This is a genomic window from Aureimonas sp. SA4125 (assembly GCF_019973775.1).
Lineage (GTDB): Bacteria > Pseudomonadota > Alphaproteobacteria > Rhizobiales > Rhizobiaceae > Plantimonas.
This window is the reverse complement of record NZ_AP025032.1, coordinates 2,729,965-2,744,488: the sequence shown is the minus strand read 5'-3', so window position 1 is coordinate 2,744,488 and position 14,524 is coordinate 2,729,965. Positions and strand designations below refer to the sequence as shown.

Here is a 14,524-nt window from a genome sequence, read left to right as displayed (position 1 = left end):
GTCTTGTTGACGAAATCCTCCTTGGCAAGCGACGGGGTCGCCTTGTCAGGTCGCTGCCGGCGACGGGGTGGCGACCAACGATTTCTCCCAGGTCTGGCCAATCAGATCCTGGCCAAAACTGTGATGGGGCTCCTCGGCGACGAGGGAGAACCCGGCCGCCTCGTACAGTCGCCGTGCCGAGACCAGAACGGAATTGGTCCACAGCGTCATCGTCTTGTAACCGCAGGCCGCGGCAAAGCAGACGGCCTCGTCCACGAGGCGGGCCCCGAGCCCCTCGCCGCGGGCGGCTGGCTCGACATAGAGCAGCCGGAGCTTGGCGACCGTCTCACTTTGGCAGACGACGAAGACGGAGCCCGCCAGGGTGCCGGCGCGGTCGGCGATCCAGCAACGCTCACGGCCGGGGACAAAGCTCTGGACGAAATCCGAGACGATGCGGGCGACGAGCGCCTCGTAGCGCGCGTCGAAGCCGTATTCCTCGGCGTAGAGCAATGCCTGACGGTGCGTGACGAGAGCGAGGTCGCCGACGGCGGGCTCGCACAGGACGACCGCCGCCGGCTGGTGCTCGACGAGCCGGCGTATCTCCGTCATGGCGGCGACCATGCGGCTGCACTCTTCGTCCGACCGCGTCGACAGCCAGGCGCCGATCGCCTGCGCGGACGCGGCATCCAGATGGTCGAAGGCGGCGCTCCCAGTTTCGGTCAGGCGCAGTTCGGCGCGGCGCTGGTCGGTGTCGGAGACGAGGCGCGCCACGATCCCGTCGGCCACCAGCGTTTTCAGCATCCGACTGAGGAGACCCGGATCCATGCCAAGATCCGCCGCGAGATCGCTGGCCGCCAGACCCCTCCGCGTCGCGATCTCGTAGATCAGGCGCGCCTGGACGAGCGTGAAGGGCGAGTGAAGAAGGCGATCCTCGAGGAGCCCGATCTGACGCGTGTAGAAGCGGTTGAAGGCACGGATGACGGCAATGTGTTCGTTACTGGCCATGGCTACCGTCCCGTCTGAATGCAGAAGAGATCGTCGCGTTATTGGTTGACAATGTCAATTATCTCTGTGCCGTGCAGGTTGTTCCGCTGCTCCTGTCGTCGTCGGAAGGAGTCCCGTCGTCGATCCCGATCGCTCTTGCCCGCATCCTTCCCTCTTCGCCGGACTGACGCGCGGTTTGTCACGCTTGATCGCGGCGGCTTTCGGTGCATGAGAAACACCCAGCAGAGGGGATAAAGCATGGCAAGATATCTGATCGTCGGCGCACATGGTGGAATCGGCGAAGCTCTGGCGCGGCGACTCGCCGGCGACGGCCACGACCTCGTCCTGACCGGGCGCGATGCCGCCGAGATCGAGGCTTTGGCCGGCGAACTCGGCGCCGATGCCATCGTCGGCGACGCGCTTGAGGACGCATCCCAAATGGCCGGGCAAGCCGGACCTTTCCTCGACGGCCTCGTCTACGCCGTCGGCACGATCACGCTGAAGCCTTTCGACCGGCTGACCGACGAGGATTTCCTCCACGATTTCCGGGTGAACGCGCTGGGTGCCGCCAAAGTGATTCAAGCGTGCCTACCCGCTTTGAAGGCGGCGGCCGACGGCGCCAGCGTCGTCCTGTTCTCGTCCATCGCCGTCGACCAGGGATTTGCCGCCCATGCCTCGATCGCGATGGCGAAGGGTGCGGTCGTCGGGCTCGTCAGGTCGCTTGCGGCGGAACTCGCCCCGGCCATCCGTGTCAACGCCATCGCGCCGTCGCTGACCGACACGCCGCTTGGCGCCAAGGTCGCCGGGTCGGAGCGGATGGCCGAGGCGGTGGCGAAGATGCATCCGATCCCGAGGCTCGGCAGGCCGCAGGACATGGCCGCGATGGCGGCGCTGCTGCTCTCGCCGGAGGGCGGCTGGATTTCGGGTCAGGTGATCGGCATCGATGGCGGGCGTTCCACCCTGCGGGTCAAGGGCTGAGGACTTCCGCCGGCAAGGGAGCCTACGCGTGATCCGTCCTTGCCGGAGGGCGCTATTGCACGCCACGACGGGCAGCGGCTCACCGGCGAGCTGGCGGTAAAGAAGGCGCTCTCGGCGCTTGCCTAATCGGGTGGCAGCGTTACGGTTTCGTTAACCAAACGGGCGCAGCCTTTTGTTGCGCCGGCTTTCTGCCGGTGCCGCAAAGGAGAATGTCGATGCACAAGCGTGTCGCAGACCCTGACTTCCAGCGGATGCTGAGCGGCTACGGGATCACCACCGCCGAGGTCCTCTACCGGATGCCGGACCATCCGGCCTTCCTGCAGAGCTTCCACTGGCAGTTTGCCGATCTGGCGCCCGACTATCCCCGCCTGAAACGGTTTCTCGACCACTGGGAACGCGAGATCGAGGCGGTGATCCATTCGGTGCGCGTCATGCATGCCGGTCTGATCGCGCCGCGTGAAGTGCGGATGGTGCGCGACATCGGCCATCTGCACTGATGACGCGCACCTTCTGATTCCGCTTTTCCTCGCAAGCCTTTGTCGGGAAACGCTGTCCAACCAAGCGGCGGGCGCCTCACATCAGCTTCAGCCCCTTGAGGCTGGCGTGACCCGAGCGGCCGACGATGATGTGGTCGTGGACGGCAATGCCGAGAGGCTTGGCGGTATCGACGATCGTCCGCGTCATCTCGATGTCGGCGCGTGACGGCGTCGGATCGCCCGAGGGATGGTTGTGGACGAGGATGATCGCCGTCGCCGACAGTTCGAGCGCGCGGCGCACCACCTCGCGCGGATAGACGGGCGTGTGGTCGACCGTGCCGGTCTGCTGCACCTCGTCGGCAATGAGGGCGTTCTTCTTGTCGAGGAAGAGGATGCGGAACTGCTCGCGCGTCTCGTAGGCCATCGCGGCCTTGCAGTAGGCGAGCACCTGCGCCCAGGATGACAGGATTTCCTTCGCCTTCAGTTCCGAGCGCATCGCGCGTTCATTGACGGCGGCCACGATCTTCAGGTCGAGGGCGGTCGAAGGCCCGATGCCCGGGACCTCGCCGAGTCGGAGAAGAGGCGCGTTGAGTACTTCGGAAAGCGTCCCGAAGCGAGCGATCAGCGCCTTGGCGAGCGGCTTGACGTCACGGCGCGGAATGGTGCGGAAGAGGACGAGCTCGAGGAGCTCGTAGTCCGCGAGCGCGGCCGCGCCGGCGTCGGAAAAGCGCTCGCGCAGCCTGTCGCGATGGCCGTCGTAGTGCATGGCCGGCCTGCCGGGACCGGGCCGCACGGCAGCAGATCCTGTGTCGACGGAGGCGGAAAGCGGCGACTTGGTCTCGCCGAGACCGGGAATGAGACCCGGGATGCCGTCCTCGTCGGCTCCGCCGCCCGCCATCGGCTCAGGCGATCGGCGTGAGGATGTTCGACATGTCGAGGCCCGGCGCCTCGAGGCCACCCGGCGAGCGCGTGAAGACATCGCAGCCGGTCTCGGTGACGCCGACAGTGTGCTCGTACTGGGCCGACAGCGTCCGGTCGCGGGTGACGGCCGTCCAGCCGTCCGGCAGCACCTTCACATGCGGCTTGCCCAGGTTGATCATCGGCTCGATGGTGAAGATCATGCCCGGCCGGATCTCGGCGCCTTCGCCGCGGCGGCCGTAGTGCAGAACGTTCGGGGCATCGTGGAAGAGGCGGCCGACGCCATGGCCGCAGAAATCGCGGACTACCGAGCACCGCTCCGCCTCTGCATAGGCCTGGATCGCCGCGCCGATATCGCCCATGTGGTTGCCGGGCTTCACCTCGTCGATGGCGAGCAGCAGCGAGCGGTAGGTCACTTCGCACAGGCGCTCGGCGGCGCGCTTCAGCCGGCCGACCGGATACATGCGCGAGGCGTCGCCATGATAGCCGTCGACGATCAGCGTGACGTCGATGTTGACGATATCGCCTTCGCGCAGCGGCTTGTCGTTCGGAATGCCGTGACAGACGACATGGTTGATCGAGGTGCAGACGCTCTTCATGTAGCCGCGATAGTTCAGCGTCGCCGGCAGCGCGCCGGCCTCCATCGCGAAGCGGAAGACGTAGGCGTCGATCTCCTCCGTCGTCGTGCCTGGAACCACCAGGGCTGCAAGTTCGTCGAGGCAGCGTGCCGTCAACTGGCAGGCGCGGCGCATGCCCTCGAATGCTTCGGCGTCGTAGAGGCGGATCGCACCGGTGTTGCGCGAAGGCAGGAGTTCGGCTTCGAGATAGCTGGTCATGAGGTCTTGGCCGGTCCTGTCAGGTGCGAGCCCGCGTTTCGTGTTTCCCTGATGTCGCATCGAAACGGGCCATCTTCAAGCCGCGTGCGTCGCGCGGATCGGGCCGTGCCCGTCGGCAGGGCTTGCTGCACCCGCCGAATGCGGGTGCATCGTGGCAGCGCCAGACCGATCAGGCCTTCACCCGGACATAGGAGCCGGGCGCGTCCTCGATCGGCTTCAGCTTCTTTCCACCGGGCTTGCGCGCCTTGACCTGCCCACCCGAAAGCGGCGCGATCCAGGCCTGCCAGTGCGGCCACCACGAGCCCTTCGTCTCTTCCGCGGCCGAGAGCCATTGCTCGTAGGACATGTCCTTCGCCGGGACCGGTCCCGTCCAGAACTGGTACTTCTGCCGGTCCGGCGGATTGACGACGCCGGAGATATGGCCGGAGCCGGTGAGGACGAAGGTGACGTTCGGGCCGAGATGGCGGCTGCCGACATAGACGCTGAGCGCCGGGGCGATGTGGTCCTCCCGGGTCGCCAGATTGTAGATCGGGATGTCGATGACGGAGAGATCGAGAAGCTTGCCGCCGATTTCCATTCGGCCCCTCGACAGTCGGTTCTCCAGATAGCAGTTACGAAGGTAGAACAAGTGGTTGGCGCGCGGCATTCGCGTGGAATCGGCGTTCCAGTACAGAAGGTCGAAGGGCAGGGGATCCTTGCCCTTGAGATAGTTGTCGACGAAATAGGGCCAGATCAGTTCGCCCGAGCGCAGCATGTTGAAGGCCGTCGCCATCCGCGATCCCTCGAGGTAGCCCTTCGTCGCCATGCTCGTCGCCAGCGATGCCAGCTGCTCCTCGTCGACGAAGATCTTGAGATCGCCGGCATGGGTGAAATCGACCTGCGTCGTCAGAAACGTCGCCGAGCGGATGCGCTCGTCGCCCGAGCCCTTGAGGAAGGCGAGGGCGGCCGCGAGGAGCGTTCCCCCGACGCAGTAGCCGACCGCGTTGACGTCGGTCTCCCCCGTCGCCTTCTCGATCGTCGAGAGCCCGAACAGGATGCCGTCGTGGATATAGTCCTGCCAGTCCTTGGCGGCGTGCGTCTCGTCCGGGTTGACCCAGGAGATGACGAACACGGTGTGGCCGGCCGCCACCGCCCATTTGATGAAGGATTTTTCCGGATTGAGGTCGAGAATGTAGAACTTGTTGATCCAGGGCGGGACGATCAGGAGCGGCCGCTTCAGCACCGTCTCGGTCGAGGGCGCGTATTGCAGGATCTGGCAGATGCCATTCTGCGCCACGACCTTGCCCGGCGTCACCGCCATGTCGCGCCCGATCTGGAAGCGCGTCGGATCGGCCTGCCGCAGTTTCAGGTCGCCATGGCCCGCGGCCATGTCCTCGGCAAACATCTGCATGCCCCGCACGAGGTTGGCGCCGTTCGTGCGCACGGTCTCGCGGTAGACCTCCGGATTGGTCAGGATGAAATTCGACGGCGACAGGGCATTGGAGAGCTGCGTGACGTAGAACGCCGCCTTGTCGCGGGTATGGGGGTCGAGACCCTCGGTGCGGGCGACGAGACCTTCGGCCCATTGCGAGGTCGAGAGATAGACCTGGCGCAGCAGGTCGAAGAAGAGATTGCGCGTCCATTCCTCGTCGCGAAAGCGCTTGTCGTTGCCGGCGGCCGGAGACGACGCCGCAGCCGGCGCCGCCTCGGCCGGCGCGAGGGGAGATCCGGCAGCGCTCGCCATTCGGCTCATGATGCCGCCCCAGATGCCGAAATAGCCGGCGAAGAGCTGCGTCTGGGCCTCCAGCGTCCGTGCCGGGTCGCCGAGCCAGAACTGCGTCACTTTGGAGAGGGTGGCGATCATGTCGGTCATGCCGACGGGGCCCTCGTCGACGATCTCGCCCTTCTCGCGCGGCTCGACCCAGGCGGATGCTGCCTTGCCGAGATGCTCGACGACGCGCGCCATGTTGCGCGCGAAGGCCTCGGGGTCCTTGACCACGTAGGCGTCGTCCGACGGGGAGCTGGAGCAATCGGGGCCGTTCGGCTGGTTGGTCGCCATCGTTATGTTCCTCCGCCGGCACAAGAAAGCACAAGCCGAAGCTCCGGTCAGCCATCGCAGGGGGATCTTCGCTCCGCACGACCGTCTTTTCGGCCATGCGGATGACGCCGGCGGGCGTCTTTGCGCAGCCCGCGCTTTCAGCTATGACGAAGATCGGACATAACATGACGACGGGAAGACCATGAACAACGTTTTGCGCGGGGCGCGCCTCCTGGCGATTGTCGCCCTCGTGCCGCTCGGCGGCTGCGAAACGTTCTTTCGCCCGGAGGGACCGTCGAAGGTTGCGCAGCGGGCGCCGATCGACTCGGGACCGTCGACGCAGCGACGCGGACCGGACGGCTATCCGTTGCTCGGCGCTTTTCCGAGCTCGGCAGCCGCCCAGCTTCCCGATGCGACCGTCAATGCCGAGCGCGGCGGATTGCAGGGCGCAAAGGTCGGCCAGGGGACGGAAGGCGCGACGGCCGCCGCCGACTACGAGCGCTCGCTGGCCGAGGCCAGGGCGCTTCGGCTGAAGACCGTCCAAGATGTCGACGCTGCCATCGCGGAAGTCGGACCCGACGGCTCCACCGGCACGAACTAGCGGCGCCGCCCGAGCCATCGGCCTCCGGCGCAAGATTTCACCGCGCATTGGCGCGGCATTGATCCATTCGCATCCTCCGGTCGTCAGCGACGCCGGCGATTTGGCCAGGACAGGACATGACGGAAGAGTTTCACAAGATCCGCAGGCTGCCGCCCTATGTGTTCGAGGAAGTGAACCGGCTGAAGGCCGGTGCCCGCGCCAGGGGCGCTGACATCGTCGATCTCGGCATGGGCAATCCCGATCTGCCGACGCCGTCCTTCGTGGTCGACAAGCTGTGCGAGGCGATCCGCGATCCGCGCACCCATCGCTATTCCGCTTCCAAGGGAATCGCGGGGCTTCGCAAGGCGCAGGCCGCCTATTACCAGCGCCGTTTCGGCGTGACGCTGAACCCGAACACGCAGATCGTGGCGACGCTGGGCTCGAAGGAGGGTTTCGCCAACATGGCGCAGGCCATCACCGCGCCCGGCGACGTGGTGCTGTGCCCCAATCCGACCTATCCGATCCACGCCTTCGGCTTCCTGATGGCAGGCGGAACAATTCGTTCGATCCCGGCCAAGCCCGACCACGAGCAGCTCGCCGCGATCGACCGCGCGGTCCGCCATTCCATTCCAAAGCCGCTCGCGATCATTTTGAACTATCCGTCCAACCCGACGGCCTACGAAGCGGACCTCGACTTCTATGCGGAGGTCGTCGCCTTCGCCCGGAAACACGAGATCATCGTCCTGTCGGATCTGGCCTATGCCGAGATCTATTTCGACGGGGCGCCGCCGCCGTCGATCCTGCAGGTGCCGGGTGCGATGGACGTTGCGGTGGAGTTCACCTCGATGTCGAAGACCTTCTCGATGCCGGGCTGGCGCATCGGCTTTGCCGTCGGCAACGAACGCCTGATCGCGGCGCTGGCGCGGGTGAAATCCTATCTCGACTATGGAGCCTTCACGCCGATCCAGGTGGCGGCGACGGCGGCGCTGAATGCCGGGGACGCGGCCGTGCAGGACGTCCGGGCGATCTACAAGCACCGCCGCGACGTTCTCGTCGATTCCTTCGGCCGAGCGGGCTTCCCGATTCCCGCACCGTCCTCGACCATGTTCGCCTGGGCGCCGATCCCGGACGCCTACAAGTCGCTCGGCTCGCTCGAATTCTCCAAGCTCCTGATCGAGAAGGCGGATGTCGCGGTCGCGCCCGGCATTGGCTTCGGCGAGCATGGAGACGATTTCGTGCGCATCGCCCTCGTCGAGAACGAGCACCGCATCCGCCAGGCGGCGCGAAACATCAAGCGCTTCCTTGCCCCGGCACCCGAAGCCGTGCAGAACGGCGTTCCCCTCGGCGCTACGGCCTGAGGTGAAGGTCGGCCCCCCCGGCGGCGACGGGTTGTCGCTGCCGAATGCCCCATAGAACAAGATTGGGTCTCGTTGCCGGCGCGTCGCGTGGGCCGGGGCCTGCGAAGACCAGAGCAAGGATCACCATGACTCGCCCGTTGAGGCTCGGCATCGCCGGGCTCGGCACGGTCGGCGCGTCGCTGGCGCGACTGATCGCCGACAGAACCGACATCTACGCCATGCGCGCCGGACGGGCGATCGAGATCTCGGCCGTCTCGGCCCGTGATCGCACGAAGGACCGCGGCGTCGACCTCGGCAGCTTCGTCTGGTTCGACGATCCGGTCGAGCTTGCCGCCAAAGCCGAGATCGACGTCTTCGTCGAGCTCGTCGGCGGCGCTGAGGGGCCGGCCCTCGACGCCGTGAAGGCAGCCCTCAATCGCGGACTTCCCGTCGTCACCGCCAACAAGGCCCTCCTGGCCTATCACGGCGTGTCGCTGGCAAAACTCGCCCAGCGCAAGAACACGACGATCCTCTTCGAGGCCGCCGTCGCCGGCGGCATCCCGATCATCAAGACGCTGCGCGAGGCATTGCGCGGCAACGTCGTCAGCCGCGTCTACGGAATCCTCAACGGCACCTGCAACTACATGCTGACGCGCATGGAGAAGGAGGGAATCGCCTTCGACGACTGTCTGAAGGATGCCCAGCGCCTCGGTTATGCCGAGGCCGATCCGACCTTCGACATCGGCGGCTTCGACGCTGCGCACAAGCTGGCGATCCTCACCTCGCTCGCCTTCGGCTGCGAGATCGATCTGGAATCGGTCTTCATCGAGGGCATTTCCGCCATCTCGAACGACGACATCGCCGCGGCCGCCGAACTCGGCTATCGGATCAAGCTCTTGGCCGTCGCCCAGCGCACCGACAGCGGCATCGAGCAGCGCGTCCACCCCGCGATGATCCCGATCGCCTCCGCCCTGGCGCAGATTGACGGCGTCACGAACGCGGTGGCCGTCGACAGCGATCTTCTCGGCTCGATGCTACTGGCGGGACCCGGCGCCGGCGGCAAGGCGACGGCCTCGGCGGTCCTCGCCGACATCCTCGACATCGCCGCGGGGGCCTCGATACCGACCCTCGGCGTCGCGCCGGCCAGCCTCCAGCCCTACAAGCGTGCGCGCATGCGGGCGCATGAGGGCGGCTACTACATCCGCCTGACCGTCTTCGACCGCGTCGGCGCCTTCGCCTCGATCGCCCGGCGCATGGCGGAGAGCTCCATTTCGCTCGACTCCATCGTGCAGCGGCGGCGCACCGGGCAGACCGACGGCGAGACGACGCCGGTGGTTCTCATCACTCACGAAACGACCGAGGCCGCCGTGCGCAAGGCGCTCGACGCGGTCTCGCGCGACGGGCATCTTGCCAGCGAGCCGCGCATGATCCGCATCGAGACTCTCGATTGAGGCTTTGCCGCCTCGTCTGGCGTTTCTGGCGATTTGGCGAAATCGCCAGAAACGCCCGGTTTCGCTGAGCCGCGCCGGATATTGCGAAAAGCCGGGTCCCACTTTTTCGCCCGGCGCTCTAAATCGGCGAACGTGACACAGCAGCTTCATGTAGTGTCGGCATGACACATCGGCATATCCGCCTCCAGCGGGAGGGAGAGCATCCATGAACGACACGACGATCCGCCTCGACGGTCTCGACCGGGTTCTGACCATCGAGATCGCGCGGGTGACGGAGCGCGCCGCTGTCGCCGCCGCGATGCTGCGCGGTCGCGGCGACGAGAAGGCGGCCGACCAGGCGGCCGTCGATGCCATGCGCTCGGAGCTGAACTGCCTCGACATCGACGGGCGGATCGTCATCGGCGAGGGCGAGCGTGACGCTGCGCCCATGCTGTTCATCGGCGAGGAAGTCGGCACCCGCCGCGGCGTGAAGGTGGACATCGCGCTCGACCCGCTCGAGGGGACGACGATCTGCGCCAAGAACCTGCCCAATTCGCTGTCGGTCATCGCGGTGGCCGCGCGGGGCAGCCTCCTCAACGCACCTGACGTCTACATGGAGAAAATCGCCATCGGCCCCGGCTATCCCGAGGGCACGGTCGAGCTCGGCCGTCCGGCGGAGGCCAATGTCGACGCGCTCGCCAGGGCCAAGGGCGTTCCCGTCGGCGAAATCACCGTCTGCATCCTCGACCGGCCGCGCCACGCCCGGCTGATCGAGGAGGTGCGCGCGACGGGCGCGGCGATCCGGCTCATCGGCGACGGTGACGTCGCCGGCGTGATCCACGTGACCGATCCGGAAGAGACCGGGATCGACCTCTACATCGGTACCGGCGGCGCGCCCGAGGGCGTGCTGGCGGCAGCAGCGCTCCTGTGCACCGGCGGCCAGATGCAGGGCCGCCTGCAGCTGAACACGCACGAGAAGCGGGCTCGGGCCGAGAAGATGGGCATCACCGATCCGACGCGGATCTACACCCTCGACGACATGGCGCGCGGCGACGTGATCTTCGCCGCCACGGGCGTGACCGACGGCAACATGCTCGATGGTGTGCGCTTCTACCGCGACCGGATCGAGACACACACCGTCGTCATGCGCTCGGTCTCGCGCACCGTCCGCGAGATCCGCGCCAAGCACTACGACCGGAGCAAGCTCGGCCTGTGAGCGGACGAGGGACGCGTTCAACGAGGTGCGGCCGGCTAACCCCCATCCTCGGCGCCGCGCCGCGGCCACGTCCGGGCGTCGCGCCGTGATTCCCCACCGCACCTTCCTCGGGGTCGAGCACTCGATCGGCGGGCGGCACTGGGTGCATGCGCTGGATCCGCGGGCCGAAGCGGTGGCACTGCGGATCGCGCAGGACCACGGCCTTCCCGAGATCGTCGGCCGTGTTCTCGCCGCGCGGGGCGTCGCCTCGGACGCTGCTCCCGGTTTTCTCGCGCCGACGATCCGCGAGCTGATGCCCGACCCGTCCTCGCTCACCGACATGGAGACAGCTGCGAGCCGCATCGCCGATGCGCTGGATCGGCGCGAGCGCGTGGCGGTGTTCGGCGACTACGATGTCGACGGCGCCTGCTCGGCGGCGCTGCTGGTGCGCTATCTCAGGCAGTTCGGCATCGAGGCCGACGTCCACATCCCCGACCGGATCACCGAGGGTTACGGGCCGAACCCACAGGCGATTTCCGCGCTGATCGCCTCGGGCGCGACCCTCATCGTCACCGTGGACTGCGGCACGACCAGCCACGAGGCACTGGATGTCGCGCGGATTGCCGGCTGCGACGTCGTCGTCCTCGACCATCACCAGACCGGGCCCGCGCTTCCGCCTGCGCTCGCCATCGTCAATCCGAACCGCCAGGACGATCTGTCGGGGCAGGGGCATCTTGCCGCCGTCGGCGTCGTCTTCCTGACGCTCGTCGCGGTGTCGCGCGAGTTGCGGCGGCGCGGACGCAGCGGTGCGGACCTTCCGGATGTCCTCGCTCTCCTCGATCTCGCCGCGCTCGCCACCGTCTGCGACGTGGTGCCGCTCAAAGGCTTCAACCGCGCGCTGGTGGTCAAGGGGCTGGCGATGCTGCGTCAGCAGAAGAATGTCGGGCTCAGCGCGCTCGCCCGGGTCGCGCGGATTTCGGGGCCGGTCGACACCTATCACCTCGGCTTCATCCTCGGGCCGCGCATCAATGCGGGCGGCCGGATCGGCGAGGCGCATCTCGGCGTGAAGCTTCTGACCATCGCGGACGAGAACGAGGCGACGCTCCTTGCCGAGCAATTGCACCTCCTGAACGAGGAGCGGCAGGCGATGGAGCGGGTCATGCTGCAGCAGGCGGAGGAGGAGATCGCCGCCGAGATCGGCCTCGGCGAGGGGCCGCCGATCCTCGTCAGCGCACGCGACAGCTGGCATCCCGGCATCGTCGGGCTGATCGCCGCGCGGTTGAAGGAACGCCACCGGCGGCCGGCCTTCGCCATCGCTTTTACCGGCGACGGCAAGGGCACGGGTTCAGGCCGGTCGATCGCGGGCTTCGACCTCGGCCGGCTGGTGCGCGCGGCCCTCGAGGAGGGCATCATCGTCAAGGGTGGTGGTCATGCCATGGCGGCAGGCATCACCATCTCACGCGACCGCCTCGGGGATTTCCGCGCCTTTGCCGAGACCCATGCCGGATCGGTCGTCGACGAACTGCGGCAGGCCGACACGCTGCGGCTCGACGGAGCGGTCAGCGCCATGGGCCTGACCCCGGCGCTGGTCGAGCGGCTGGAGAGCGCCGGGCCGTATGGTGCCGGCCATCCCCAGCCGCTGCTGGCGCTGCCGCGGCATCGCATCGAGTCGGCAGGAATTGTCGGCAATGGCCATGTTCGCGTGACCCTGAAGGCCGCGGACGGATCGAGCGTCTCGGCCATCGCCTTTCGCGCGGAGGAAACCGATATCGGCCGTCGGCTGCTGTCGCGCAACGACCGCCCCGTGCATGTCGCAGGCTGCGTGACGCTCGATCGGTACCGGGGTCGCGAGACCGTCGGATTCAGGATCACCGATGTCGCCGAGGCTTTTGGCTGACGCAAGACCGCTGCTGCCGAAGGGCGTGCGAAGCCTCGGGGCGATGCTCCGGCCGGTCTCCGATTGAAAACGCGCCGACAATCCCTATCTAAGTGCATCAATTCAACAGGATTATTCACCCATGAGCGTCGCCTTTGTCCGCGAACCCAACGACACGCAAGCAGTCGAGACCTTGCCCGACCGCGAGGTCAGCGCCGAGCCGAACTTCGTGACGGCGCGCGGTCTTCGTCTGATCGAGTCGGAGATCGAAGGACTGAACACGGCGCTCGGCGAGGCCCAGGCGGCCGACGACAAGATGGCGGTCGCAACCCTCAATCGCGACCTGCGCTACTGGAACGCGCGCCGCGCGTCCGCCGAGGTCATCGCGACGATGCCCGGCGCCGATGAGGTGCACTTCGGCAGCCGCGTGACCATCGAGCGCGACGACGGACGCCGCCAGGTCTTTCAGATCGTCGGTCAGGACGAGGCCGATCCGACGGAAGGCCTGTTGTCCTACGTGTCGCCGCTGGCGAAAAGCCTGGTGCGCAAGCGTGTCGGCGATGTCGTCGTGGCCGGGCACGGCGAGGCCGAGATCGTGGCGATCGAAGCGGCCGAATAGCTGCCGCTGGCGGCTTTCGACATTTGCGAGCGATGCCGACGGGCGAGGGAGTTTCCCTCGCCCGTTTTTTGTAGAAACGATGCGGCGTCCCGCTGGATGCCGAACTGATCTACTCGGTGCTGATGGCGGCGGGCGGGAGGCGCGTACGCGGGCCGGAAGCGCGAGCCGCAGCCAACTGGCGGTCGTCGGTGGGAGAGAAGGCAGGCAGCACCGCCGCCTCCCTGTTCCGCGAAGACGCGGGCGCGCGCGCGACGGCTATGGCGGACGGCGCTCCGGCCTCGCCGGCCAGATAGGTCCCGTCGACCCAGCCCTTTCGTCTTCCTCCGGCACTGGAGACATAGCGCCATGGGCCCTCGGCGCGAAGGACCATGACTTCCGTAGCGCTTTCGATGTTGGCGATGACACGTGCGGCGGCATCGGGCGCCGCGTGCATCTCCAGCTTGCGGGTAGCGTGGTGTCGGCTGCCGGTGGGCGCGGCGGCCTGTGCCACCGGACGAACTGGCGGCTCGGTGGATGCGAGCGCTGCAAGGGATAGGGGTGCCGACGCCCCTTCTGCGCGAACGAGGGACGACGCGGGATCGCGCGGCATCTTCATCGGGGCGAGGCGGGGGGCGGGACGCGGGGTCGCCACAACCGGCTGCAACGACGCGGTGTGAACGCGATCCGTCTCTACGGGACGCTTTACGGGCGTGGCGGCAGGGGATGCCCGGGCGACCTCCTTGCGCGGTTCGGCGCGTTGAATCGCGGGACGCGCCGATCGTTCCGCGATCCGGGTGCCGGATGTCGCCTGGGGCAGCCATGAGGCGGCATAGGCAAGGGGTCTACCGTCGGAGATCATCCAGCCCATTCCAAGCGCTGCCGCGGCAAGCCATCCCAGGGGGACGAAGGAGCGATTTGTCTTCCCCTTGGCCGGTGCGCGACGCCGGGGCGCGGGTTTTCTGGCGGTGGTCTTGCGAGCCAAGGGCTTGTCCCGGATTCTGACGACGATGCCCGCATGTTCTCGAATCGGGGTTAAGATTCGGTCATGGCGTCGTCGCGGCGATGCCCCACCTGCTTCACAGCGATGCGGGGAAATCACGCGAGGAATGCCAACCCCGCCGGCACCATCGGGCGCCCCATGGCCCCCGTGACTTCCAAGGGCGCCGAATGCAAAACGCCCGCCCGGTGAGGGGCAGGCGTCTTGCATGTGACCGCTGCAATTCTTGGTACGCCCAAGGGGAGTCGAACCCCTCTCTCCACCGTGAAAGGGTGGCGTCCTAACCGATAGACGATGGGCGCAGCGAAGCGCTGTATAGGGGG

At 67.1% G+C, this 14,524-nt stretch carries 13 protein-coding genes and 1 tRNA gene; 8 read left to right on the top strand and 6 right to left on the bottom strand.

Going from position 1 to position 14,524, the window contains the following annotated elements; all coding sequences use genetic code 11:
- Positions 1 to 45: 45 nt before the first annotated feature.
- Positions 46 to 984 carry a bifunctional helix-turn-helix transcriptional regulator/GNAT family N-acetyltransferase gene (locus Sa4125_RS12935; protein WP_223998468.1) on the bottom strand — a complete coding sequence of 313 codons (939 nt, stop codon included), beginning with the start codon at positions 982 to 984 and terminating at the stop codon, positions 46 to 48.
- 237 nt (positions 985 to 1,221) lie between these two features.
- On the opposite strand from Sa4125_RS12935, the gene Sa4125_RS12930 reads away from it, so the two are divergent.
- Together Sa4125_RS12930 and Sa4125_RS12925 are read left to right on the top strand one after the other, a co-directional pair.
- A complete protein-coding gene (locus Sa4125_RS12930; protein WP_223998467.1) occupies positions 1,222 to 1,941 on the top strand; it encodes an SDR family oxidoreductase in 720 nt (239 codons plus the stop codon).
- Between the two features lie 215 nt (positions 1,942 to 2,156).
- Positions 2,157 to 2,438, top strand: coding sequence for an usg protein (locus Sa4125_RS12925; RefSeq protein ID WP_223998466.1), 282 nt, complete (start codon positions 2,157 to 2,159; stop codon positions 2,436 to 2,438).
- A 76-nt stretch (positions 2,439 to 2,514) separates the two neighbouring features.
- Here the strand turns inward: Sa4125_RS12925 and radC are convergent, their stop codons facing one another.
- The 3 genes from radC to phaC form a co-directional block, all read right to left on the bottom strand.
- Positions 2,515 to 3,315, bottom strand: a complete 801-nt coding sequence (gene radC, locus Sa4125_RS12920) for a DNA repair protein RadC (protein ID WP_345944271.1) — start codon at positions 3,313 to 3,315, stop codon at positions 2,515 to 2,517.
- Between the two features lie 4 nt (positions 3,316 to 3,319).
- Complete coding sequence (gene map, locus Sa4125_RS12915) at positions 3,320 to 4,171, bottom strand: type I methionyl aminopeptidase (protein WP_223998465.1); 852 nt, start codon at positions 4,169 to 4,171, stop codon at positions 3,320 to 3,322.
- Between the two features lie 169 nt (positions 4,172 to 4,340).
- Positions 4,341 to 6,209, bottom strand: a complete 1,869-nt coding sequence (gene phaC, locus Sa4125_RS12910; RefSeq protein WP_223998464.1) for a class I poly(R)-hydroxyalkanoic acid synthase — start codon at positions 6,207 to 6,209, stop codon at positions 4,341 to 4,343.
- Between the two features lie 181 nt (positions 6,210 to 6,390).
- On the opposite strand from phaC, the gene Sa4125_RS12905 reads away from it, so the two are divergent.
- The 6 genes from Sa4125_RS12905 to greA all read left to right on the top strand — a co-directional run bounded on the left by Sa4125_RS12905 (position 6,391) and on the right by greA (position 13,225).
- Positions 6,391 to 6,789: a hypothetical protein gene (locus tag Sa4125_RS12905; protein WP_223998463.1), complete on the top strand. Its 399-nt coding sequence runs from the start codon at positions 6,391 to 6,393 to the stop codon at positions 6,787 to 6,789.
- A gap of 116 nt (positions 6,790 to 6,905) precedes the next feature.
- On the top strand, positions 6,906 to 8,126 hold the full coding sequence (locus Sa4125_RS12900) for an LL-diaminopimelate aminotransferase (protein ID WP_223998462.1): 1,221 nt from the start codon (positions 6,906 to 6,908) through the stop codon (positions 8,124 to 8,126).
- Positions 8,127 to 8,251: 125 nt separating this feature from the next.
- The gene (locus Sa4125_RS12895) at positions 8,252 to 9,556 is read left to right on the top strand and encodes a homoserine dehydrogenase (protein ID WP_223998461.1); all 1,305 of its coding nucleotides are present in this window, start codon (positions 8,252 to 8,254) and stop codon (positions 9,554 to 9,556) included.
- A 205-nt stretch (positions 9,557 to 9,761) separates the two neighbouring features.
- Positions 9,762 to 10,751, top strand: a complete 990-nt coding sequence (gene glpX / locus Sa4125_RS12890; protein WP_223998460.1) for a class II fructose-bisphosphatase — start codon at positions 9,762 to 9,764, stop codon at positions 10,749 to 10,751.
- An 85-nt stretch (positions 10,752 to 10,836) separates the two neighbouring features.
- Positions 10,837 to 12,627, top strand: a complete 1,791-nt coding sequence (recJ, locus tag Sa4125_RS12885; RefSeq protein ID WP_223998459.1) for a single-stranded-DNA-specific exonuclease RecJ — start codon at positions 10,837 to 10,839, stop codon at positions 12,625 to 12,627.
- A 121-nt stretch (positions 12,628 to 12,748) separates the two neighbouring features.
- On the top strand, positions 12,749 to 13,225 hold the full coding sequence (gene greA, locus Sa4125_RS12880) for a transcription elongation factor GreA (RefSeq protein ID WP_223998458.1): 477 nt from the start codon (positions 12,749 to 12,751) through the stop codon (positions 13,223 to 13,225).
- A 109-nt stretch (positions 13,226 to 13,334) separates the two neighbouring features.
- Here the strand turns inward: greA and Sa4125_RS12875 are convergent, their stop codons facing one another.
- Together Sa4125_RS12875 and Sa4125_RS12870 are read right to left on the bottom strand one after the other, a co-directional pair.
- A complete protein-coding gene (locus Sa4125_RS12875) occupies positions 13,335 to 14,186 on the bottom strand; it encodes a hypothetical protein (RefSeq protein ID WP_223998457.1) in 852 nt (283 codons plus the stop codon).
- 242 nt (positions 14,187 to 14,428) lie between these two features.
- Positions 14,429 to 14,503: transfer RNA gene (locus Sa4125_RS12870), tRNA-Glu, on the bottom strand.
- Positions 14,504 to 14,524 lie beyond the last annotated feature (21 nt).

Coding starts and splice junctions, on each gene's coding strand:
- Sa4125_RS12935 (WP_223998468.1), bottom strand. CDS start 984: ATGGCCAGTAACGAACACATTGCCGTCATCCGTGCCTTCAACCGCTTC.
- Sa4125_RS12930 (WP_223998467.1), top strand. CDS start 1,222: ATGGCAAGATATCTGATCGTCGGCGCACATGGTGGAATCGGCGAAGCT.
- Sa4125_RS12925 (WP_223998466.1), top strand. CDS start 2,157: ATGCACAAGCGTGTCGCAGACCCTGACTTCCAGCGGATGCTGAGCGGC.
- radC (WP_345944271.1), bottom strand. CDS start 3,315: ATGGCGGGCGGCGGAGCCGACGAGGACGGCATCCCGGGTCTCATTCCC.
- map (WP_223998465.1), bottom strand. CDS start 4,171: ATGACCAGCTATCTCGAAGCCGAACTCCTGCCTTCGCGCAACACCGGT.
- phaC (WP_223998464.1), bottom strand. CDS start 6,209: ATGGCGACCAACCAGCCGAACGGCCCCGATTGCTCCAGCTCCCCGTCG.
- Sa4125_RS12905 (WP_223998463.1), top strand. CDS start 6,391: ATGAACAACGTTTTGCGCGGGGCGCGCCTCCTGGCGATTGTCGCCCTC.
- Sa4125_RS12900 (WP_223998462.1), top strand. CDS start 6,906: ATGACGGAAGAGTTTCACAAGATCCGCAGGCTGCCGCCCTATGTGTTC.
- Sa4125_RS12895 (WP_223998461.1), top strand. CDS start 8,252: ATGACTCGCCCGTTGAGGCTCGGCATCGCCGGGCTCGGCACGGTCGGC.
- glpX (WP_223998460.1), top strand. CDS start 9,762: ATGAACGACACGACGATCCGCCTCGACGGTCTCGACCGGGTTCTGACC.
- greA (WP_223998458.1), top strand. CDS start 12,749: ATGAGCGTCGCCTTTGTCCGCGAACCCAACGACACGCAAGCAGTCGAG.